At 67.7% G+C, this 21579-nt stretch carries 17 protein-coding genes; 8 read left to right on the top strand and 9 right to left on the bottom strand.

From position 1 onward, the window contains the following. Positions 1 to 55 precede the first annotated feature (55 nt). On the bottom strand, positions 56 to 2188 hold the full coding sequence (locus J3R73_RS04745) for a glycoside hydrolase family 3 N-terminal domain-containing protein (RefSeq protein ID WP_307423057.1): 2133 nt from the start codon (positions 2186 to 2188) through the stop codon (positions 56 to 58). Between the two features lie 160 nt (positions 2189 to 2348). Between J3R73_RS04745 and J3R73_RS04750 the strand changes: the two genes are divergently transcribed. Then, positions 2349 to 3683: a glycoside hydrolase family 15 protein gene (locus tag J3R73_RS04750; protein ID WP_307423060.1), complete on the top strand. Its 1335-nt coding sequence runs from the start codon at positions 2349 to 2351 to the stop codon at positions 3681 to 3683. Between the two features lie 9 nt (positions 3684 to 3692). Here the strand turns inward: J3R73_RS04750 and J3R73_RS04755 are convergent, their stop codons facing one another. The 3 genes from J3R73_RS04755 to J3R73_RS04765 are packed head-to-tail and all read right to left on the bottom strand — an operon-like array spanning position 3693 to position 6945. Next, positions 3693 to 5225, bottom strand: a complete 1533-nt coding sequence (locus J3R73_RS04755) for a DHA2 family efflux MFS transporter permease subunit (RefSeq protein ID WP_307437093.1) — start codon at positions 5223 to 5225, stop codon at positions 3693 to 3695. Between the two features lie 54 nt (positions 5226 to 5279). Next, a complete protein-coding gene (locus J3R73_RS04760) occupies positions 5280 to 6488 on the bottom strand; it encodes an HlyD family secretion protein (protein ID WP_307423062.1) in 1209 nt (402 codons plus the stop codon). Continuing rightward, entirely contained in the window at positions 6481 to 6945 is a 465-nt protein-coding gene (locus J3R73_RS04765) for a MarR family winged helix-turn-helix transcriptional regulator (protein ID WP_307437096.1), read from the bottom strand. The genes J3R73_RS04760 and J3R73_RS04765 overlap by 8 nt, the downstream gene beginning before the upstream one ends. A 133-nt stretch (positions 6946 to 7078) precedes the next feature. Between J3R73_RS04765 and J3R73_RS04770 the strand changes: the two genes are divergently transcribed. Further along, a complete protein-coding gene (locus tag J3R73_RS04770) occupies positions 7079 to 7420 on the top strand; it encodes a hypothetical protein (RefSeq protein ID WP_307423065.1) in 342 nt (113 codons plus the stop codon). Positions 7421 to 7677: 257 nt separating this feature from the next. Continuing rightward, positions 7678 to 10245 (top strand): caspase family protein, encoded by a 2568-nt coding sequence (locus tag J3R73_RS04775; protein WP_307423068.1) that lies wholly within the window; start codon positions 7678 to 7680, stop codon positions 10243 to 10245. Between the two features lie 85 nt (positions 10246 to 10330). On the opposite strand, the gene J3R73_RS04780 is transcribed toward J3R73_RS04775, so the two are convergent. The 4 genes from J3R73_RS04780 to J3R73_RS04795 all read right to left on the bottom strand — a co-directional run bounded on the left by J3R73_RS04780 (position 10331) and on the right by J3R73_RS04795 (position 14630). Continuing rightward, on the bottom strand, positions 10331 to 11122 hold the full coding sequence (locus J3R73_RS04780; RefSeq protein ID WP_307423070.1) for an SDR family NAD(P)-dependent oxidoreductase: 792 nt from the start codon (positions 11120 to 11122) through the stop codon (positions 10331 to 10333). A gap of 63 nt (positions 11123 to 11185) precedes the next feature. Then, a complete protein-coding gene (locus tag J3R73_RS04785) occupies positions 11186 to 11944 on the bottom strand; it encodes an SDR family NAD(P)-dependent oxidoreductase (RefSeq protein WP_307423073.1) in 759 nt (252 codons plus the stop codon). A gap of 89 nt (positions 11945 to 12033) precedes the next feature. After that, positions 12034 to 13104: a glycerol dehydrogenase gene (locus J3R73_RS04790; protein WP_307423076.1), complete on the bottom strand. Its 1071-nt coding sequence runs from the start codon at positions 13102 to 13104 to the stop codon at positions 12034 to 12036. Next, positions 13101 to 14630: a xylulokinase gene (locus tag J3R73_RS04795; protein WP_307423079.1), complete on the bottom strand. Its 1530-nt coding sequence runs from the start codon at positions 14628 to 14630 to the stop codon at positions 13101 to 13103. The genes J3R73_RS04790 and J3R73_RS04795 overlap by 4 nt, the downstream gene beginning before the upstream one ends. A gap of 411 nt (positions 14631 to 15041) precedes the next feature. Here J3R73_RS04795 and J3R73_RS04800 point away from each other — a divergent pair, with 411 nt between their 5' ends. The 4 genes from J3R73_RS04800 (at position 15042) to J3R73_RS04815 (ending at position 18556) form a co-directional block, all read left to right on the top strand. Beyond that, entirely contained in the window at positions 15042 to 15698 is a 657-nt protein-coding gene (locus tag J3R73_RS04800) for a bifunctional 4-hydroxy-2-oxoglutarate aldolase/2-dehydro-3-deoxy-phosphogluconate aldolase (protein ID WP_307423082.1), read from the top strand. Continuing rightward, positions 15695 to 16648, top strand: a complete 954-nt coding sequence (locus J3R73_RS04805; protein WP_307423085.1) for a shikimate dehydrogenase family protein — start codon at positions 15695 to 15697, stop codon at positions 16646 to 16648. Before J3R73_RS04800 ends, J3R73_RS04805 begins: the two co-directional genes overlap by 4 nt. A gap of 9 nt (positions 16649 to 16657) precedes the next feature. Continuing rightward, complete coding sequence (locus J3R73_RS04810) at positions 16658 to 17557, top strand: MBL fold metallo-hydrolase (RefSeq protein ID WP_307423088.1); 900 nt, start codon at positions 16658 to 16660, stop codon at positions 17555 to 17557. 96 nt (positions 17558 to 17653) lie between these two features. Beyond that, entirely contained in the window at positions 17654 to 18556 is a 903-nt protein-coding gene (locus tag J3R73_RS04815; protein WP_307423091.1) for an SIS domain-containing protein, read from the top strand. Between the two features lie 114 nt (positions 18557 to 18670). On the opposite strand, the gene J3R73_RS04820 is transcribed toward J3R73_RS04815, so the two are convergent. Next, positions 18671 to 19750, bottom strand: a complete 1080-nt coding sequence (locus J3R73_RS04820; RefSeq protein ID WP_307423094.1) for an IS5 family transposase — start codon at positions 19748 to 19750, stop codon at positions 18671 to 18673. A gap of 294 nt (positions 19751 to 20044) precedes the next feature. Between J3R73_RS04820 and J3R73_RS04825 the strand changes: the two genes are divergently transcribed. Continuing rightward, complete coding sequence (locus J3R73_RS04825; protein WP_307423097.1) at positions 20045 to 21562, top strand: helicase HerA domain-containing protein; 1518 nt, start codon at positions 20045 to 20047, stop codon at positions 21560 to 21562. The last annotated feature ends 17 nt before the right edge of the window (positions 21563 to 21579 follow it).

The raw sequence follows: 21579 nt of genomic DNA on the forward strand, positions 1-21579 counted from the left end.
CCGGAAGCGGATCGGGTTGCCGTCCGGCTCGCAGCGCTTCGAAAGCAGGCGTTCCTCAGGTCTTCAAGGTCACCATGGCCGTCAGGAGGCGGCTGCGGTCGGCGGTGGTGCCGAGGAGAATCTCGAAGGCGCCGGCCTCCAGGACCGGCTTCAACGCCGCATCGAGAAAGCCGAGGTCGCGGGCGGGAAGGTCGAAGGCCACCGTTCCGCTGTTGGCGGGATCGAGCACGATCTTGGTGAAGCCCTTCAACTCCAGGACAGGCCGCGAGACGCTCGCTACGACATCGCGTACGAAGAGGAAGACCGTTTCCTCCACACGGGTGGCACCGCGGTTCGTCGCCGTGGCCGTGACGCGCAGCGTATCATCCGCGGCAAGCTCGGCATGGCTGGTCCTGAGATCCGCGAACTCGACCTCGCCATAGGTCAGTCCGTGGCCGAAGGGAAAGCGGGGCGTGTTGGGGACGTCGATGTATTTGCTGGTGTAGTGATCCTGCGCATTATAGGGCCGCCCGGTGGGATAATGCGCGAAGAACAGAGGCAATTGGCCCACGGCTTGGGGCCAGCTGACGGGTAGTCGGCCCGTCGGGGCGAAGGCCCCCGTCAGCAGGTCGGCCACGGCGGGCCCCGCCTGCTCGCCGAGGAACCAGCCCATCAGCACGGCGTCCGCCTTGTCGAGCAGGGACGGCACGATCAGCGGCCTTCCGGCGAAGAGCACCACGACGACCTTCTTGCCCAAGGCGAGCAGCGCATCGGCCAGCGCCTGCTGCTGGCCGGGAAGGCCGGGATCCGCCCGGCTCGCCGCTTCTCCGCTCATGACGGCGGCCTCGCCGAGGCACAGGACGACGACGTCGGCGCCCCGCGCCGTCTCCACGGCGGCGGCGATGCCCGACCGGTCCTCGCTCTCGATGTCGACGCCCACGGCGTAGGCGACATCCGTCTTCACCGCCGCGCGCAGGCCCTCGAGCAGGGTGACGCTGTCCTCCGCCCGCGCCGCGCCGCCCCAGGGGCCGCGCATCTCCGTCCTGGCGTGGGCCAGCGGGCCGATCAGGGCGATGCGTTCCTGCGGCGCCAGCGGCAGGGCGCCCTTGCGGTTGGTCAGCAGCACGGCGGATCTGCGTCCCATGTCGCGCGCCACCTCGCGATGGTCGAGACCGCCGGCCACGGTGGCGGGGGGCGACGAGCCGCGCCTGTAGGGCGCATCGAACAGGCCGAGACGCTCCTTCAGGGCCAGGACGCGCCGGACTGCCTGGTCGACCTCCTCCATGCCGACGAGGCCGCGCGCCAGCGCCTCGGGCAGGTGCTTGCGATAGGCGTTCGAGACCATGTCGATATCGATGCCGACCTGCAGGGCCAGCGCGGCCGCCTCGGCGAGGTCGGCGGCCACGCCATGGTGCAACAATTCGGCAATCGCGTTGTAGTCGCTGATGACGACGCCTTCGAAGCCGAGCTTCTCGCGCAGCCAGCCGCGCAGCAGGGGCTTGTGGGCCGTCATCGGAATGCCGGCGAGATTGGTGAAGGCCGGCATGATCGCGGCGACGCCGGTCTTCACCGCGGTTTCGAAGGGCGGCAGGTAGACCTCGTGCAGGGCGCGCTCGGAAATGTCGACGCTGGCATATTCCCGGCCGGCCAGCACCGGTCCGTAGGCGCAGAAATGCTTGGCGGTCGCAGCCAGCGCGCCGATCGACGACAGATCGGCACCCTCGAAGCCCTTGATCTTGGCGCTCGCCATCTGCTGGGTGACGAAAGGGTCCTCGCCGGCGCTTTCGACCATACGGCCCCAGCGCAGGTCGCGCGAGACGTCGAGCATCGGTGCGAATGTCAGCGCAACGCCGTCGTTCCAGGCTTCCACGGCGGCGATGCGGGCGGTGAGAGCCCACGCCGCGGGATCGAACATCGCCGCTTCCGCCAGCGGCACCGGGAACATGGTGCGATGGCCGTGGATGATGTCGAGGCCGATCAGCAGGGGAATGCCGAGGCGGGATTCCTCCACCGCGATGCGCTGGACCTCGTTGACATGATCCGCCCCGACCATGTTGAGCAGGTTGCCGATATCGCCCGAGCGGATCGCGTCGGGCGAATCGCCGCCGAGGAGAGGGCCCGTCACGGCATAGCCGGAAGCGACCATGTTGAGCTGCCCGAGCTTTTCCCGCAGCGTCATGGTGGCAAGCAGGGTATCGATCCGGCTCATGTCGTTCCTCTTTCCGTCGTCGTTGCCATGAACGTCCACGATCAGGACCTTCTACGACTCTGACAGTCTGGCTTAAAGAAATAACCATCATAAGGCAGGATGCGCGGTGCTTCGCCGCCACGCGCCGATTGCCGGCGCATCAGGAAGAACGGATACCGCCATGGCCGACGCCATCGAACGAGAGACGCTGGACCGCTGGATCGAGCGCCAATATCCGATCGCGGCGCGCAACATGCTGCGGAGCGTGTCGGCCACGGACGTGGTCAAGGCGCGGCCCGGATTCGGCCAGACGATCGTTCCGGCGAGGGGATCGGTGGTCGCCTCGCCCGTGCCGGCCTCCTATGATCCGGATCCCGACTATTTCTTCCACTGGTATCGCGACTCGGCCGTGGTCATCGATGCGCTGCGCCTGCTCGGCATCGCCGAGGGGCCGCGTCATTTCTGCGACTTCGTGCATTTCAGCCTCGGGCTCGACCGGCTGAGCGGCGCCGACCTCGTCGAGAATCCGGGCTGGCGCGCGGGCGTGGCGGCGGATTTCCGGCAGTTCGTCCGCGACGAGGCCGATCTCTCGGCCATCGAGATCCGCGGCGAGACGCGCGTCAATCCCGACGGGTCTCTCGACATCTCGCGCTGGAACCGCCCCCAGCATGACGGCATCGCCGCCCGCGCGCTGACGGTGCTGCGCTGGGCCGCTGGCGCGGCCTTGGGCGCCGAGGACCGGGAGGCCATCGACAGGCTCCTGCAGGAGGATCTCGATTTCGTCCTCGCCCATTGGCGGGAACCGAGCTTCGACATCTGGGAGGAGGAGAAGGCGCATCATTATTACACCCTGCGCATCCAGGGGGCGGCCCTGGAGGAGGGCGCCCCCTGGCTGGATGAGCGCGGCGAAGCGGCGGCGGCGCAGACCGCCCGCGAGGCTGCCGGCGAGATCCGCCGGCGTCTCGACCAATATTGGGTGCAGGACGGCGGCTATTACCGCTCGCGACTGACCGGGGACGGCGGGCCGACGTCGAAGGACCTCGATATCGCCGTGATCCTCGCCGTGATCCATGCCGGCGGCGACGGCGCCCTCCACTCGGTCCGGGACGCCCGGGTCGAGACGACGCTCGACCGTCTCGACGCGGTATTCGACGCCGACTATCCGATCAACCGCGACAGGCCGGAGGACCGGGGGCCGGCGCTCGGCCGCTACCCCGGGGACGTCTATTATTCCGGCGGAGCCTATTATTTCTCGACGCTGGGCGCCGCCGAATTCTGCTTCCGGCGGGCGCGGAGCCTGAAGGGCGACGATCCGGCGGCCGCCGCGCGCCTGTTCGCGCGGGGGGATGCCTATCTGGAGACGATCCGGGCCTACACGCCGGCGGACGGCGAGATGTCCGAGCAGTTCGACAAGGCGACGGGCGCCCATGTCTCGGCCCGCCATCTCGCCTGGAGCTATGCCGCCTTCATCGGTGCCGTGAAGGCCAGGCAGGCCTTCGCGTTGGGGAAGGCGTAGAGGCAGCCTTCACTCCATCACGGCGCTGTGGTCCATCGCCACCGGCTTGGCGGATTTGCGTAGCAGGAACACCAGCGGCATGACGGCCAGGGAGAGGATCATCATCAGCTTGAAGTCGTCGATGAAGCTGATGATCGTGGCCTGCTGGGTCACCATGCCGTCGAGCGAAGCCAGGCCTGCGCGGCTGAACGGGTTGAGCCAATGGGCCGAGGCGATGCTCTGCATCGCGCGATTGTAGGGCGAGACGTAGCTGGCGATGTCGGCGTGGTTGACCTGCACATTCTCGGTGAGCAGGGCCGAAACCACGGAGATGCCGACGCTGGAGCCGATGTTGCGCGACAGATTGTAGAGGCCGGTGCCGTCGCCGCGCATCTCGGCGCCGAGGGTCTCGAAGGTCACCGTCGTCAGCGGCACGAACAGGAAGCCGAGACCGGCGCCCTGGACGAAGCCGGTGACGACGATCCGCTCCTGCGACACATCCGGCGTCCAGCCCGTCATGTCGTACATCGCCCATGCCGTGAGGCCGAGGCCGATGAGCAGCAGGATGCGGGTGTCGACCCGGCCGATCAGGCGCCCCATCATGAACATGCACACCATGGTGCCGACGCCGCGCGGGCCCATGACCAGGCCCGCCGTCACCACCGGATAGCCCATCAGGGTCTGCAGATAGGGCGTCATCAGCGACATCGAGGCGAGATAGGTGATGCCGACGATGAAGATGAAGATCATGCCCACCGAGAAGTTGCGGTCGAGGAACAGCCGTGGATTCACGAAGGGCTTGCGGGCGGTGAAGGTGTGCACCAGGAAGACGTAGAACGCGCCTGCGCTGACCAGCGCCTCGAGGATGATCTCACCCGAGGAGAACCAGTCGAGCTGCTCGCCGCGGTCGAGGAACATCTGGAGCGCGGCAATGCCGAGGCTGAGCGTGCCGAAGCCGAGCCAGTCGAGCTTGGCGCCGGCATTGCTTTTGGTCTCCTTGACGAAGGCCATCACGCCGAGCATGGCGGCGAGGCCGATCGGCAGGTTGATGTAGAATACCCAGCGCCAGGAGATGTTCTCGGTCAGCCAGCCGCCGATCACCGGACCGAGCACCGGGCCGACCATGACCGACACGCCGAACAGCGCCATGGCCGAGCCGCGCTCCTCGACGGTGTAGATGTCGAGCAGGATGGCCTGGGACAGCGGCACCAGCGAAGCGCCGAAGAAGCCCTGCAGCAGACGGAAGCCGACGATCTCGTTGAGGGACTGCGCCATGCCGCACAGCATGGAGGCCACCACGAAGCCGACGATGGCGACGAGCAGCACGCGCTTGCGTCCGAAACGGGCGGCGAGAAAGCCGGACGGCGGCGTCATGATGGCGGCGGCGACGATGTAGGAGGTCAGCACCCAGTTGATCTGGTCGGCACTGGCCGAGACGCTGCCCTGGATATAGGGCAGCGCGACATTGGCGATCGTGGTGTCGAGCGCCTGCATGATCACCGCGAGGATGACGCAGGCCGTGATCGCGCCGCGGTTGGCGACCGTGGGCGCCGGTACCGGCATGGTCAGGGATGCGGCGGAGGCCGTCGCCGTGGCGGACGCACTCATGGCGACGCCTCACTCGTGCGCGGCTTGGCCGCGGCCGAGCCATTTGTCCACGAAGGCCGGCAGGCCGCGAGCATGGCCGGTGTCGACGCTGACCTCGACGCTCATGCCGACCCGCAGAGGCGGGTTGTCCGGCGCCGGGTCCAGGGCGACCCGCATCGGAATGCGCTGCACGACCTTGACCCAGTTGCCGGAGGTGTTCTGGGCCGGCAGCAGCGAGAAGCTCGAGCTTGAAGCCGGGCTGATGGTGTCGACCTTGCCCCTCCACTCCACGCCCGGATAGGTATCGACCGATACGGTCACCGGCTGGCCGGGCTTGACATAGGTCAGCTCGGTTTCCTTGGGGCTGGCCTCGACCCACATATGCTCGGTGGAGACGAGGTTGAAAGCCTGCTGCGAGGCCTGGAGATAGGCGCCGAGCTGCAGGTTGTCGACATTGGTGACGATGCCGTCGAACGGAGCCTTCACGACAGTGTCGTTGAGATCGCGCTGAGCGCTGTCCACCGCCGACTTCGCCTGCAGGTAGAAGGGGTTCTGTTCAACCGGCAGCGAGGCGTCGCCGCCGAGCTGGGCCAGCATGGCCTGGGCCTGCGACTGGGCCACCAGGACCTTCTGGCGGGCCGCGTCGAGATCGTGCTTGGCGGTGTCGTAATTGGCCTTCGAGGCGGCGGAACTGCTCTGCAGATCCTGCTGGCGCTTGAAATTGGTCTCGTAATAGGGAATGTCCGTCCTGGCCTGTTCGATCTGGCTCACGGCAAGGGTGTAGCTCGCCTGCAGCGTCAGCACCTGGTTGCGCACCGTGCCGAGCTGGGCCTGCGCGCCTGCGAGGGCGATCTTGTAGGTGTCCTGGCGTAGCCGGTAGAGGATGTCGCCCTTCCTGACACGCTGGTTGTTGGTGACGTCGATCTCGATCACGGTGCCCGCGACATCGGTGGAGACGCCGACCGTCGCCGCCTGGACATAGGCATTGTCGGTTTCCACGACCTGGCCGCCGGTCACGTAATAATAGCCGCCGACGACGAGCGCGATGGGGAGCAGGGCGAACAGGACCGGTCGGACCAGCGAGCGCTTCCTTTTCGGCGCCGCGGGCGGCATGGCCGCCGGGGTGACGACGGGAGCCGGCTTCGGCGCTGAAGGCGCCTCGGACTGGGACGGCTTGGCGTCCTGCTTGTCGTCCGTCTTGCGGCTGTCGATGCGAGGAACGGTATTGCCGTCAGCCATGTTCTGCCTCCTTGCCATCGACCGGCAAGCGGCAGGCTTCCAGAAGATTGGTTTTCATAATGGTTAAGGTGTTGAGCAATTGGATGCGGTCCTGATCGGAAATGCCCGTCAGGGCTTCGCCGCGGGTGGCTTCGCCGATGCCGCGGATCGTCGTGAGGATGGGATGGGCGGCCGGGGTCAGGAAAAGCAGCCATATGCGCCGGTCGGCGGCATGCTGGCGACGCTCCACCAGGCCACGCGCCTCGAGCTTGTCGAGGATGCGGACCAGCGTGATCGGCTCGATTTCCAGGATATCGGCGAGACCGCCCTGATGGATGCCCTCGTTCTGGGCGAGATAGGCGAGAGCCTGCCATTGCGAACGCGTCAAGCCGAGATCCCGGGCGCGCTGTTCGAAGCGTTTGCGCAGGAGGCGGGCGACGTCGTGCAGCAGGAAGCCCAGGGTCGGTTGGACGAGCATCGTGGCACAAGCCGAGTTAATTATGAGGTTGCTTATTTTCAACCCAATCTATAACAAGGATGGCGAAATTGCAATCGGTAAGTAGGCCCCCGCAGACGAAATGCGCGGCTGGCGTACAGGATCTGGTCGAAATATGAGGCAGCGAAGCGTCGTTCTGCTTGGTTTTGGGTTTCTTGCCGCTCTGTCCTGCTTCGCAATGTCGAGCGTGCCGGCAGGTGCGGCCCCTAAATTCGTCAGTTGCGGCGGTGCGGCCATGCTCGGAGGCGCTCAACTCAACTGCAGCCACCTCGACGCGAAGAAACCGTCCCAATTGTGCAATTTCAGCTGGGCCCTCCTGCTGCCCAACAATGTCCCCCAGATCGCCTCGGGATCGTTCCTGCTGCCGCGCGGAGCCAACAACGCGATCGTCTATCAGGGAAGCGGTTTCACCGGCGCTCTCAGCGAACCCATCATACTCTGCCAGGATCAGCGCTGAAACGGTATTTTCCGCATATTGCGGCGCATTTTGTTGCCGATGGTCGGCGCGAGGCGGGCTTTCGGCCGGAAGGGTCGCCGGCGAGGCTGCGGATCGAAATCGCCGGGGTGAAATGTTGCTCGGAACCCTTCGCTGCCCTTCTACGGTCCTAAAGCTGCCTTCTTGTATGTTTCCAATGCACGTCCTGCGTTTTCCGGTGCGTGAAAACACGCGGGGCATGTGCAACGACAAAAGGGTGGAAAATGGCCGCAAGGATGATGGCGAAACTGTTTCTCGTTTTCGGGGCTCTCTTCCTTCTTGCCGGGGCGGCGCGGGCGCAGGACGAGAAGCGCATCGCGCTCGTCATCGGCAATGGCGCCTATCAGGCGGGGCCTCTGGCCACCGCGGCCAACGATGCCGGACTGATCGCGCAGACGCTGCAGGCGTCCGGCTTCGATGTCGTCGGCGCCCGCGATCTCGACCAGGATGCCCTGCGCCACGCCTTCCGTGATTTTCTGGACAAGGCGACTGCGTCGGGTCCCCACACCGTCGCCTTCGTCTATCTCGCCGGCTATGGCCTGCAACTCCAGGGCGAGAATTATTTCGTGCCTGTCGATGCGAGGATCGCGAATGCCGCCGCGGTGTCGGTGGACGCCGTCCGCATCTCCGATTTCACCAAGGCACTGGCCGCTCTTCCGCTCAAGATGAGCATCGTCGTCGTCGATGGCGCCCGCGCCAATGATTTCGCCCGCGGCGACCAGCCGCTCGCCGGCGGCCTCGCCCTCGTCGACGCCGATCCGAACATGCTGGTCGCCTTCAATGCCGCTCCGGGCACCGTCGCCCCGGCCGAGCAGGGGCCTTATGGCGCCTATGCGCAATCGCTCGCCGAGATGATGCGGGTCGGCGGGCTGCCGCTGCAGGACGTCTTCGACAGGACGCGGCTGCGCGTCAGCGAGAAGACCAACGGCGCCGTGCTGCCGTGGAGCACGTCGAGGATCACCGAGCCTTTCGTCTTCTTCGAGCGGGGTTCCGGCGCGCCGGCGCCCCAGGCCTCCTATGATCGCGACGCGGCGATGCGGGCCAAGCCCATCGCCCAATTCGACGCGCGGGACGCCTATATGGCGGCGCTCGACCGCGACACGCTGCCCGGCTACGAGGAGTTCCTGAAGGCCTATCCGAAGGATGCGATGGCCAAGCGCGTGCGCGCCATCGTCGCCGCGCGACGCGAGGCGATCACGTGGCGGCAGACCTGGATGCGCGACACGCCGAACGCCTACTGGTCCTATCTCAGGCGCTATCCGCGCGGGCCGCACGCTTGGGATGCGCGGCGCCGCCTCCGCCATTTCGAGGCCGCCCTCGAGCCGCCCGCGACCTTCGATGCCATCGAATACGATGTGCCGCCGCCGCCGGAATTCGAGGTCGTCTATGTCGACCGTCCGGTGTTCATCTTCAGCGATCCGGACTTCGATCTGCCGCCGCCGCCCCCGCCGCCGGTGATCTTCCTGCCGCCGCCGCCGCGCGACTTCGTCGAATTGCCGCCGCCGCCCCCGCCCCGCGGTGACTACATGCTGCCGATGCCGCGCTACGTCGCGGTTCCCGAATGGGTGCGGCCCCCGCGCTATATCGAGCCGCCGCCCCAGAACGTCATCTTCGAGAACATCCACAACTCGACGGTCGTCAACGAGATGATCGACAATCCGCGACGGGAAGACGAACGCCCCGGCGCCGCCATGACGCCGGGCGAGAAGGTGACCGGCGCCGCGATTGCGGCGGGTGCGGCTGCCGCCGTGCTCGGCGTTACCCTGCCGCCCTATCTGCGGAACCGCCCCGGTGCCGGACCGAGGAATCCGGGCGGGGTCGACCGCACCGGCGGCCAGCCCATCCTGCCGGGGCAGCCGCGGCCTGGATTGCAGCCCCTTCCGGGCGTCGTCCAGCCCGGCAAGCTCCCGGCCGGCCAGAACCCGCCGGGCGTGAACGGGCAGAATCCGTTGCCGGGACAAGCCGGCCCGCAGGATCACAAGGGTCCGGCCGGGCAGAACAACCTGCCGGGCATGAACGGGCAGAAGCCGCTGCCGGGACAGGGCAATCTGCCGAAGGCCGGTGGGCAGCCGCCGCTCCCGGGCCAGGCCGGCCCCCAGGACCACAAGGGTGAGAAGGGGCCGGGCGGGCAGAACAACCTGCCTGGCATGAACGGCGGTCAGCCGCTCCCCGGCCAGGCGGGCCAGCAGGGCCGGAAGGGGCACAAGCCCCCGCCGGGCCAGAACAACCTGCCGGGCATGAACGGGCAGGCGCCCGACACCCTTCAGAATCCGGCTGCGCAGGCGCAGCCCGGCGCGGAGCCGGGTAATCCCAAGCCGGGCAAGCAGGGCCGCGGAAAGAAGGGTCATGGCGCGTTGCCGGGCAATGGTCCCGCCGGCGGCGCTCAGCCCGGCAATCCGGCCCTCCAGCCGGAGCCGGGCGTCGGCGGGCCGAAGGCGAATGCACCCGGGAATGGCCAGGAGGGGGGCCTGCCGACGGCGAAGCAGCACCGCCGGAACCAGCCCGGTGGCGACCAGGGGCCGGCGGCTGGCAAGCCGTTCCCGTCGCAGCCTGCGCCGCAGCTCGAAAGGGCGCAGCCTCAATCCAACAGGCCGGCCCATGCGCCCAAACCCCAGATGCAGCCGATGCAGGAACGCCCGGCGCCTCAGCCGCGCCTTCAGCCGCAGATCCGCCAGGCGCCCCAGATGCAGCCGCAGCGTCAGCCTCGGCCGGAACCGCGGGTGCAGCAGCCGATGCGGCAACCGCCGCAGGCCCATCCCGCCGCGCCCGGGCGAAACTGCGGCCGGCCGGGGATGCCGCCCTGCTGAGGATCGCAAAAAAACGCGGAGCGGAATTCCGCTCCGCTTCTGCCGATGCGTCGCGTTCGGGAGGGGGGAGCGCCCCTCCCGGCGCCTATACCGTCTTCAGCATGCCGCCGTCGACGTAATAGGTCGAGCCGACGCTGTAGCTCGCCTTGTCCGAGCACAGGAAGACGAAGAAGTTCGCCAGTTCCTGCGCCGTCGCGAAGCGCTTGATCGGTGCATGCTCGCGTGCGACCTCGTCGAGATAGCCCTGCCAGTCGCCGCCCTTGTCGGCCGTGAGCTGCTTGGCGGTCTTGACCCAGTCGGGCGTCAGGATCAGGCCGGGATTGACGGTGTTGACGCGGATATTGTCCTTGATCACCTCTTGGGCGAGGGTCTTGGAGAACATCATCAGCGCAGCCTTGGTGACGTTGTAGATCGGCTCGTACCACAAGGGCTGCGCCGCGCAGATCGAGGCGTTGTGCAGGATGACGCCGGCGCCGCGTTCGCGCATCGAGGGCACGAAGCCGCGGGCCAGCCGGACGGCAGCCATCACATGCAGGTCCCAATAGCTCTGCCACTTCTCGTCCGGCGCTTCCATGATGGTCTCGTTGGAGCCCGTCCCGGCATTGTTGATCAGGATGTCGGCGCCGCCGAAGGTCGCGGCGGTCTCATCGACCAGCTTGCGCGTGCCCTCCGGCGTGCCGACGTCGCAGGCGACACCGAGCGTGCGCACGCCGAAATGAGCGGCGATGCGCCCGGCCTCGGCGGTGACGCGTTCGCTCTGGCGTGCCGCCAGCACGACGTGGCTTCCTTCCGCCGCCAGTCCTTCGGCGATCGCGAGGCCGATGCCGACGCTGCCGCCGGTGATGACGGCGACCTTGCCCTTCAATCCGAGATCCATGCGAGCCTCCTCCTTGTCGTGATTTTTGTAGCGATCCTGGTCGTGATCTTGCCGTGCGGTTTTTCAGAAGCCGCCGACGACATAGCCGCCGTCGACGGGCAAAGTGGTGGCGGTGACGAACTGGGCGGCGGGCGAGGCGAAGAAGATCGCGGTTCCCACGAGGTCGTCGACGCTGCCCCAGCGCTTGAGCGCCGATTTCTTCGCGATCTTGTCCGCCGGGACGGGATCTTCCCACAGCGCCCGCGTCATGTCCGTCTTGTGGTAGCCGGGGGCGATCGCGTTGACGCGAATGCCCTCCGGCCCGAATTTATGCGCCAGCGCCCGCGTCAGCCCCACGATGCCGGTCTTGCTGGCGCAATAGGCGGGCACGCTGTCATCGGCGAGATAGCTCAGCATCGAGGCGAAATTGATGATGGAGCCCTTCGACTTGAGCAGGAGCGGATGGGCCGCCATCGATAGGCGCATGGCGCTGTTCATGTTGACGTCGATGACTTCGAGATAGGTCTCCTCCGTCCATTCCGCGCCCGGGCGGGCGATGCCCTGGGCGTTGACCAGCACGTCCAGGCTCGGCAAGATCGAGAAGAAGGCGTCGACGGCCTGCTTGTCGCGGACGTCGAGCTTTTCGAAGCGGATGCCAGCGAGGCCGGGGTCGGCCCTGGCCGCCGACAGCTTGGCCGACGACGAGCCGGTGGCGATGACGCCGGCGCCGAGCCGGGCAAAGCCCTCGGCGAGGGCGAGGCCGATGCCGCTCGATCCGCCGGAAATGACGACGGTCTTGCCGGCGAAGAGATCGGGGCGGAAGGCCGAGAGAACGTCCTGCATGGGTATTCCTCTTTCGCTCGAATTCTGGAGTGGGTGCCCCGGCATGTCGCGCCCCGCGGGGATGTGCGGGGACATGGCGGGTTTCAGCGTCAGATCAGGGCGCGGAGCGCCGCGACGACCTTGTCGAGCGTCATCGGAGCCGCCTCGTTGTGCATGATCTCGCCCGGCCGGCAGGCGCGTTCGGCCACGATGCGCAGCTTCTCCTCCGTCGCGTCGGCGATGCCGATATCGGCGAGCCGCACCGGCAGCTTCACCGCCACGCAGAAATCGCGGATGCGCCGGAACTCCTCCTGCGGGGCGCTCTGCAGGATCAGTTCGGCGAGCACGCCGATGGCGACCTTCTCGCCGTGGAGATGGTGATGCACGTCGTCGAGCTCGCACAGGCCGTGATGGATGGCATGGGCGCCGGCGACGCCGCCGGATTCGAAGCCGACGCCGCTGAGCAGGATATTGGCTTCCACCACCCGCTCGAAGGCGGGGCCGGGCGCGCCGGCTTCGCATTCGGCGAGCGCCGCCACCCCATGGTCGAGCACGGTGTCGCGGCACAGGCGGGCGACTTCGTAGGCGATCGCGGCGCCGCGCGTTTTCATGCAATTGTCGGCGCCCGACAGGCGGCAGGCCTCCGCCTCGTAGAAGGTGGCGAGGGCGTCGCCGATGCCGGCGGACAGGAAACGGGCCGGGGCCCTGGCGATGATCGCGGTGTCGACCAGGACGAGATCGGGATTGCGCGGGAAGAAGAAGTCATACGCCACCTTGCCGTCATCGTGATAGATCACGGCGAGCGCGCTGCAGGGGGCATCCGAGGCGGCGATCGTCGGTACGATCACGCTCGGCCGCCCCAGCCGGAAGGCCGCGGCCTTGGCGGTGTCCAGCGCCTTGCCGCCACCGATGCCGATCACCACTTCGGCCCCCGCCTCGCGCCCGATCGCCTCGACCCGTGCGATCTCGCTTTCCGAGCACTCGCCGCCATGGCGGACCAGCGTCGCCGCGACGGCTCCGGCGCAGGCCGCTTCGACGGCCGGGGCGAGCGCGTCGTAGATACCCCGGTCGACGACGCACAGGGCGGTCCTGCCGAACGTCGCCGCTTCCTTGCCGAGAAGCGGGAGAATGCCGGGTCCCTGGAGATAACGGCCCGGAAAGCGGGCGCCGATGAGTGTCATGATACTTTTTCCGTGTGCGAAGCCGCAGCGAGGCCGTCGAGGTCGTCATAGAGGGCCTGCGAATGCCTGTAGATGCGGTCGAACACCGGCTGCATCCTCGCATAGGTGTCGGCCCAGGCTGGATCGGGCAGGACCTCGTCGGCATAGGCCACGAAGCGCGTGACCGCATCCTCGACCCGCGAGAAGCGCCCGACGGCCGTCGCCGCCATCGCGGCGCAGCCCACCAGGCCGCATTCGGTTTCCTGGGGCACGAGGATCGGCACATTGTAGGCGCTGGCCTTGATCTTCAGCCAGAGCGCCGTCTTCGCCCCCCCGCCCGAGGCGACGACGCGCTCGAGCTTCTGGCCGGTGGCGGCTTCGATGATGCGGATATGGCGGGTGACGGCGAAGGCCACGCCTTCCAGGATGGCGCGGTGGAGATGGGCGAGGCCGTGGCGGGCGCCGATGCCGAAGAACTGGGCCCGCGCATTGCGATGCGCGCCGAGCCTTTCTCCGACCAGGAAGGGCAGGAAGAACAGGGCGTCGGCGCCGGCCGGCGCTTCGGCCGCCTTCGCCACGATCTCGCCATAGCCCAGCGCCTTCTCGTGAAAGGCGCGGCGGGCCCAGCGCATGGCGTCGCCGCCGGTTTCCAGCAGCGTGAACGGGCCCCAATGGCCTTCGACGGTGCGCACATTGCACATCTCCGGGTCGAGCAGCGGGCGTTCGGCGATCAGGGTGATGATCGAGGACGTGCCCATGACGTCGGAGGCGAGGCCCGGCCGCATCACGCCCGACCCGAGCACGGCGACGGGATAGTCGGCGCCGCCCACCAGCACGGGGGTTCCCTCGGCGAGGCCGGTCTCGGCCGCCGCCGCGGCGGTGACCGCGCCGAGGATGTCCAGCGGCGAGCGGATCGGCGGCAGCTTGGCGGCATCGAGGCCGAGCCGGTCGATCATCGCCGCCGACCATTGCCCCGTCTGCGGGTTCATCAGGAAGCTGCAGGAGGCGTCGCCCTCGTCCATGGCGATCTCGCCGGTCAGCCGCAGGTTGATGTAGTCCTTCGGCATCAGGACGGTGGCGGCGGCCTCATAGGCCTTGGGGTCGTTGTCGCGCAGCCAGGCGAGCTTGAAGCCAGGCCAGGCCGGCGTCGGCGGGTTGCCGCTCTCGGCGAGATAGGAGGCGGGCGCATTGTCGCGCTCGAAGGCCGCCACCAGCGCCGCGGTGCGCTTGTCGTTCCACAGCGGCGCGGTCTCGCGCGTCGGACGGCCATGGCCGTCGACCAGCACGGTGCCGTGCATCTGTCCGCAGGCGGCGACGGCGAGGATGCGCCTGACCGCGTCGGGCTCCCGGTCGAGCACGGCCCTGACCGCCTGGACCGTGCCGGCCCACCAGTCGGCCGGGCGCTGCTCGGCCCAGCCGAAGGCCGGGACGATCTGGTCATACTCGCTGGCGGAGATCTGCCTTATGGCCCCGCCGGCGGCATCGACCAGAGCCGCGCGGGCGCTGCCGGTGCCGACGTCGATGGCGAGGATCAGGTCCTGGGTCATGGCCGGCCTCCCCGGTTGCGGCGGCCTGCGGCCTGCGAGGAACGTGTGACGGCCGGCTTGCGCGCGGATTTCGGAACACGATGGCGGTGATGGGGCTGGGACATGTGGATTTGCTGTTTGTCGCCGGGAGGCGGTCCGTCGAGTAGCGATGCTACATGATTTCGGTAAGGTCAACCGAAACTTCGGCTCATTCTACGCTGCAACGCAGCAATGTCTCATCCATCTTGCATGTAAAAGCCGCTGTCTGTAGCATTGCTACAGATTGGGAGCGGCATATGCGAGAGAGGGCAATCCCTAGCAGCTCGAAACGGGCGCGCCGGCTGGATCCGCGTGGCGAACGCGCATTATAAGCACGGCGTTCCCGCGAGGAAGCCCTGGTGCCTTCCCGCCCATGATTTCTGGAGAGCCATGATGGCAGCAAGCCCCCTCGAGCAGATCGAAGCAATCGGTGTCGTCCCGGTCATCGCCATCGAAGAGGCGGGCCATGCCGTGGCCCTCGCCGACGCCCTGGCCGAGGGCGGCCTGCCGATCGCCGAGATCACCTTCCGGACCCGGGCCGCCGCCGACGTCCTGGCGACGCTCAAGGAGAAGCGTCCGGATTTCCTGGCGGGCGCCGGCACCGTGCTCGACCTCGATTCGGTGCGGGCCTCGAAGGAGAACGGCGCGAAGTTCGCGCTGTCGCCGGGCTTCGATCCCGAGATCGCCGCCGCCGCCGTCGCGATCGGCCTGCCCTTCGCGCCCGGCATCATGACGCCGACCGACCTCACCCTCGCGGTCCGGGCCGGGTTCCGGCTGTGCAAGTTCTTTCCGGCCGGCATCGCGGGCGGGCCGAAGGCGCTGGAAGCGATCGTCGCGCCGTTCAACCATCTCGGGGTCCGCTTCATCCCGACCGGCGGCGTCAGCCTGGAGACGATGGGCGACTGGCTGAAGCACCGCTTCGTCGCCGCGGTCGGCGGCACCTGGATCGCCCGTCCGGAAGACCTGCGCGAAGGCCGCTTCGCCGACATCACGGCAAAGGCGAGGGCGGCGGTGGAGCGTGCCAGAGCCATAAGGGAAAGTGCATCATGAGTCTCTATCAGCCGGCGACCCGGCCGACCCTCTACTTCATCGGCGTCACCACCACAAAGAGCTCGATCATGCGGGTGTTTCCCGCCTGGGCGGCGCATCTCGGGCTGAAGGATGCGGTGATCAAGGGGATCGATTTCCCCCTGCATGCCGAGCCGCAGGCCTATCGCGAGGCCGTCGCCTTCATCAAGGCCGACCCGCTGTCGCTGGGCGCGCTCGTCACCACCCATAAGATCGATCTCTACAAGGCCTGCCGCGACATGTTCGACGAGATCGATCCCTTCGCGCGCGGGATGGAGGAGACGAGCTGCCTCTCCAAGCGGGACGGGCGCCTCGTCTGCCACGCCAAGGACCCGATCTCCTCCGGGCTGGCTCTCGACGGCTTCATCGAGCCCGGCCATTTCGCCCGCACCGGCGCCGAACTCTTCTCGATCGGCGCCGGCGGCTCGACCATCGCCTTGACGTGGCACATCGTCCGGCCCGAACGCAGCGACGACGTGCCTTCCCGCATCATCGTCTCCAACCGCAGCCCGCACCGCCTCGACGAGATCCGGCGCATCCATGCCGAGATCGGCATGCGCGTGTCGGTGGATTATGTCCTCGCCCCCAGGCCCGAGGACAATGACGCCGTGACGGCGACGCTGAAGCCCGGTTCGGTGGTCATCAACGCGACCGGCCTCGGCAAGGATGCGCCGGGCTCGCCGCTCACCGATGCCGTGCGCTTCCCCGAACGCGCCATCGTCTGGGATCTCAACTATCGCGGCGACCTCGTCTTCCTCGACCAGGCCCGGCGCCAGCAGGCGGAACGGCACCTGCAGATCGAGGATGGCTGGACCTATTTCCTGCATGGCTGGACGCAGGTGATCGCAGAAGTCTTCCACATCGCGATCCCGACCGCCGGCCCGGATTTCGACCGCCTCGGCGAGATCGCCATCAGCGCCGCCAAAGGCTAGGCGCGCCCGATGGCACCTGACCGGGGCGCGTGGCCGTCCTTCGAACAGATCCCTTATGACGGGCCGCTGGCGGCGCGTCTCGCCACCCGTCCGGCAGCGGGCGGGCTTTCGCTGTACTGGCTGGGGCAGGCGGGCTTCGTGCTGGATACCGGGCAGGCCCGTCTGCTGATCGATCCCTATCTCTCGGATGCGCTGGCGGTGAAATATCGCGGCCGCGGCTTCTCGCATGAACGCATGATGCCGCCTCCGATCGGCGTCGACGATCTGCCGCCGATCGATGCGGTGCTGTGCACGCACCACCATACCGACCACATGGACGGCGAAACGCTGCAGCGGATCGCCGCTCGCTGTGCCGGAACGCGCTTCGTCGTGCCGCTCGCCTCCCTCGCCCTCGCACGCGAGCGGATCGGCGCGGCGCCGGGACGCCTCGTCGGCGTCGATGCGGGGGACGGCCTCGACCTCGCTGCGGGCCTCCGGCTGAGCGTGATGCGCGCCGCCCACGAAACGCTGGAACGCGATGCCGCCGGCCGGCATGTCTTCCTCGGCTACGGGCTGGAGGCGGATGGGCTCAGGGTCTTCCATTCCGGCGATACCGTGCCGTTCGAGGGGCAGGCGGCGGAAATCGCCGCGTTCCGGCCCGATCTCGCTTTGTTTCCGGTCAATGGCCGTTCGGACGCCTTGCGCTCGGCCGGCATTGCCGGCAATTTCACGCTGGACGAAACGGCCGATCTCGCTCGCGAATGCCGCGTGCCGGTCGTCATGGCCCATCATTACGGCATGTTCGCCTTCAACAGCGCGGCGCCGGAAGCGATCGATGCCAGGGCCCGTGGCATGACGGGCGGGACGAGGCTGGTCCGTGCGAGGACGGGCGTCGAATACCGCCTCGGCAAGGACCCGGTGGGCGGATGACGGCGGGCCTCGAAGGGCGGTAGCCTTGTCGGCTCATCCATCGGCCTGGGGCGCGAGCAGGCATTCTTGCGGGATGAAGGAGAGGACCGCCAGCCCATGACCACACCGATCCCGCCCGCGGCGGCGCAGCCGGCCGCCCGCGCGACGACGCAGAACGTGCTCGAGGTCGTGCGCCTCATGCGGTCGGAGCTGCGCAAGTCCGACCGCAAGGTGGCGGACCTGATCCTGGCCGATCCCCACCGCATCCTGAATGCGACGGTGGCGGAGACCGCCCACGCCGCCGAGGTCAGCGAGCCGACGGTGATCCGCTTCTGCACGGCGATCGGCTGCAACGGCTTCCAGGACTTCAAGCTCCGCCTCGCGCAGAGCCTGGCGCTCGGCACGCCCGCCACCCATTCGGTGCTGCTCGACACCGATTCGCCGGAGGCGGTGGTGGAGAAGATCTTCGACTACACGATCACCAGCCTCGACTGGGCGCGCCACCATCTCGACAAGGCGGCCCTGACGCGGGCGATCGGCATCCTCGAAAAGGCCAATTACATCGAATTCTTCGGCTTCGGCGCCTCGGGCATCGTCGCCCGCGACGCCCAGCAGAAATTCCCGCTCTTCGGCGTGCCCTGCGGGGCGCAGCTCGATTCCCACCAGCAGCTGATGGTCGCGGCGATGATGAAGCCCGGCGACGTCGCGGTGGTCATTTCCAACACCGGCATGACGCGCTCCATCATCGAGGTGGCGCGCACGGCGCACGAGAACGGCGTCGCGGTGATCGGCATCACCGGGGCCGACACGCCCCTGACGCGCCATTGCGACGTGGCGCTGATCGTCGAGACGCTCGACAACACCAACATCTACACGCCGACGATCTCGCGCATCGCCGCCCTCGTCGTCATCGACGTGCTCTCCACCGCCGTGGCGTTGCGGCGCGACGAGGACCACCTGCGCCGCTTCCGCCTGATGAAGCGCCGCCTCACCGAACTGCGCACCAACGAGCGGCTCTAGCAGGCTGCGGAAATTGACATCTGTATAGGTGATTTTCGTTTTTGCTCATGCAGTTGGAGTGGGATTTCTGACGGATGTGGATCGGGTATCGATGCGTTTTTCCGGTATTCCGGTTCAAGTCGTTGCGAAGAGTTTGGGAAGTCGGATGAGGTTGTAGGCTGCGGCTCTGAGAGTGAACATCCATCCGACCCGTTCTTGGCCTCGGTGTTTTGTTTGCCGGAAGCCGCCGGCTTCCTTGATCCAGCCGAACGGCTCTTCGATGCGTTTGCGGATCGTCTGGCTGAGGGCATATCCGGGGTGGCGTGTCGTGCGCCGATCGATGGCTGACCGGCGGTTGGTGGCGTTCTGCGCGACATGCGGCGTCACGCCGAGAGCGCGCAACCTGGCCACATGCGCAGCGACGTCATAGGCCTTGTCGGCGCCCAGGGTGACACGGCCGGCCGGCGCGGCGTCCTCGATCATCGCCTCGGCCGCCGCCCGCTCGGCCCAGCCGGTGGCCTTCGTCAGTTCGGCATCGACGATGAGGCCGTTGCGGTTCTCCATGAGGACATGGCCGAGATAGGCCAGCTTGGCGGGCTGGCCGTCCGCCTTGCGATAAAGCCGGGCATCCGGGTCGGTGGTGCTCTCATGGGTCTGGTTGGAGCGCTTCTCGCCCCGGAAATCGCGCTCGCCATTGCGGCCCGGCCCGGGCGGTGACCCGCTGCCATCCTTGGGCTGAAAGCTCTTCATCGACGCCCAGGCGGCGATCAGCGTGCCGTCCACCGAAAAATGCTCGCTCGACAGCAAGGGCTTGACCTGCGGATCGGCCAGGATCGCAAGCAGAAATTCCCGCGCGATGTCGCCCTCCAAAAGCCGGTCGCGGTTCTTGGTGAACACCGTCACATCCCAGATCGGCGCATCCATCGACAGGCCGATGAACCAGCGGAACAGCATGTTGTAGCGCACCTGCTCCATGAGCTGGCGCTCGGAACGGATGCCGAAGAAGGCCTGCACCAACAAGGCCCGCAGCAGTTTCTCCGGTGCGATCGAGGCGCGGCCATACGGCGAATAGAGCTTCGAGAACGGCTCGGACAACCGTTCGAGAGCCGCGTTCACCACAAGGCGGATGGCACGTAGCGGATGATCGCGAGGAACAAGCGATTCAGGGCTCTGATAACTAAAGAGCGCACCCGTCTGTTCATCCGATCCGCGCATCAGCCCCTCCAAGCAATCCACAACAATCAGTGAATCAGATCGCTCGCGCTTCGGGTAGTGAATTTCCGCAGCCTGCTAGAGACGGCTGTGGAGCGATGCCCGGAAGATGTGGACATCCGCCCCCTGCGCCCGGCCCGGGGGTGACGCCGGCGGGCGGCAGGCGCTATGGCTTCGGGCTGCCCGCTACAGGAAAACATCGATAGAATCGCTTTTCAGCCCTATCTGTCATCCTGACACCCATCGTTCTCGAAAGGCTGGGCTTTTCGAACCAAATCCTGGAAATCGGCACGGCGTATGAAGATCGAAATCGACATGGGCACCGCTTCCGCGCCCGGCAGTGGGCCCGCGATGCTCGATATCGAAGAGTTGCTGGCGACGCGGCTCCTGGTGCAGGGCAATTCGGGCTCGGGCAAGTCGCATCTGCTGCGCCGCCTGCTCGAGCAGAGCGCCCCCCATGTCCAGCAGGTCATCATCGATCCCGAGGGCGAATTCGCCAGCCTGTCGGACCGCTACGGCCATGTCGTCATCGACGGCGAGCGCAGCCTGGCCGAGCTCGAGCATATCGCCCAGCGCATCCGCCAGCATCGGGCCTCCGCGGTGCTGGTGCTGGAAAGCCTCGACGCGGAGATGCAGATGCGGGCCGCGGCGGCCTTCCTCAACGCCCTGTTCGATGCGGAGCGCGATTTCTGGTTTCCGATGCTCGTCGTGGTCGACGAGGCCCAGCTCTTCGCGCCGGCGGCCTCGGGCGAGGTGTCGGAAGAGGCGCGCAAGGTGTCGCTGGGCGCGATGACCAACCTGATGTGCCGCGGCCGCAAGCGCGGGCTGGCCGGCATCATCGCCACCCAGCGCCTCGCCAAGCTCGCCAAGAACGTCGCTGCCGAAGCCTCCAACTTCCTGATGGGCCGTACCTTCCTCGATATCGACATGGCGCGTGCGGCCGATCTCCTCGGCCTCGACCGCCGCCAGGCCGAGACCTTCCGTGAATTGCAGCGCGGCCAGTTCGTCGCGCTCGGCCCGGCCCTCTCGCGCCGTCCTTTGCCGATCCGGGTCGGGCCGGTGGAGACGCGCCCGCGCGTCGCCACGCCGAAGCTGACGCCGCTGCCGGAAGCAGGGGAGGGAACGCGCGACCTCATCCTGGCGCCGGTGCCGATGGCCGCCTCGCGCCCGCGTGCCGAGCGCCGGGCGCCGTCCCCGCCGCCGCCCTCGACCAACGAGATCCTGGAGCAGCTGGTCCGCGACAGGCCGGCTGAAAGCGCAGGCGAGGAAGGCCTGCCCGCCATGCCGGACGCCGAGCGGCAGCTCGCCTATCGCCGCATCGCCTTCGCCATCCTGCAGGAGGCCGACGCCGCCTTCCGCACCGAGGCCGTGCTCTACCAGGATTTCATCGTGCGCTGCCGCATCGCCAGGCTGGGCGGGACGCCGCCGGCGATGGCCGAGTTCAAGTTCCTCCTCAACGCGGCCCGGGCCGGCATGGACCCCGATGTCGTGGACGGCGAGGCATGGCAGCGGGCGCTCGACCATGCCCGCCGGGTCCCGGTCGATCTCCAGGCCGTCTTCCTCATCCTGGCCGGCGCTGCGCTGAACGGGGCGCCATGCCCGTCCGATGCGGAGATCGCGCAGCGCTGCGGCAGCCATTCTGCGGGCCGGGCGCGCAGCCAGATCCGGCACCTGCAGAACGCCGACTTCGTGATGACGCGCACCGACATGCGCGGCAGCCGCATCGCCACGGTTCCGGATCTCGGCTGGGAGACCGCGCCGGGCGACCCGAATGCACCCGCCGTCTCGAGAGACGGCCTTGCGGCGGCGGAATAGCACCGCCGCCGGGGGGC

The sequence above is a fragment of the Labrys monachus genome (genome assembly GCF_030814655.1).
Lineage (GTDB): Bacteria > Pseudomonadota > Alphaproteobacteria > Rhizobiales > Labraceae > Labrys > Labrys monacha.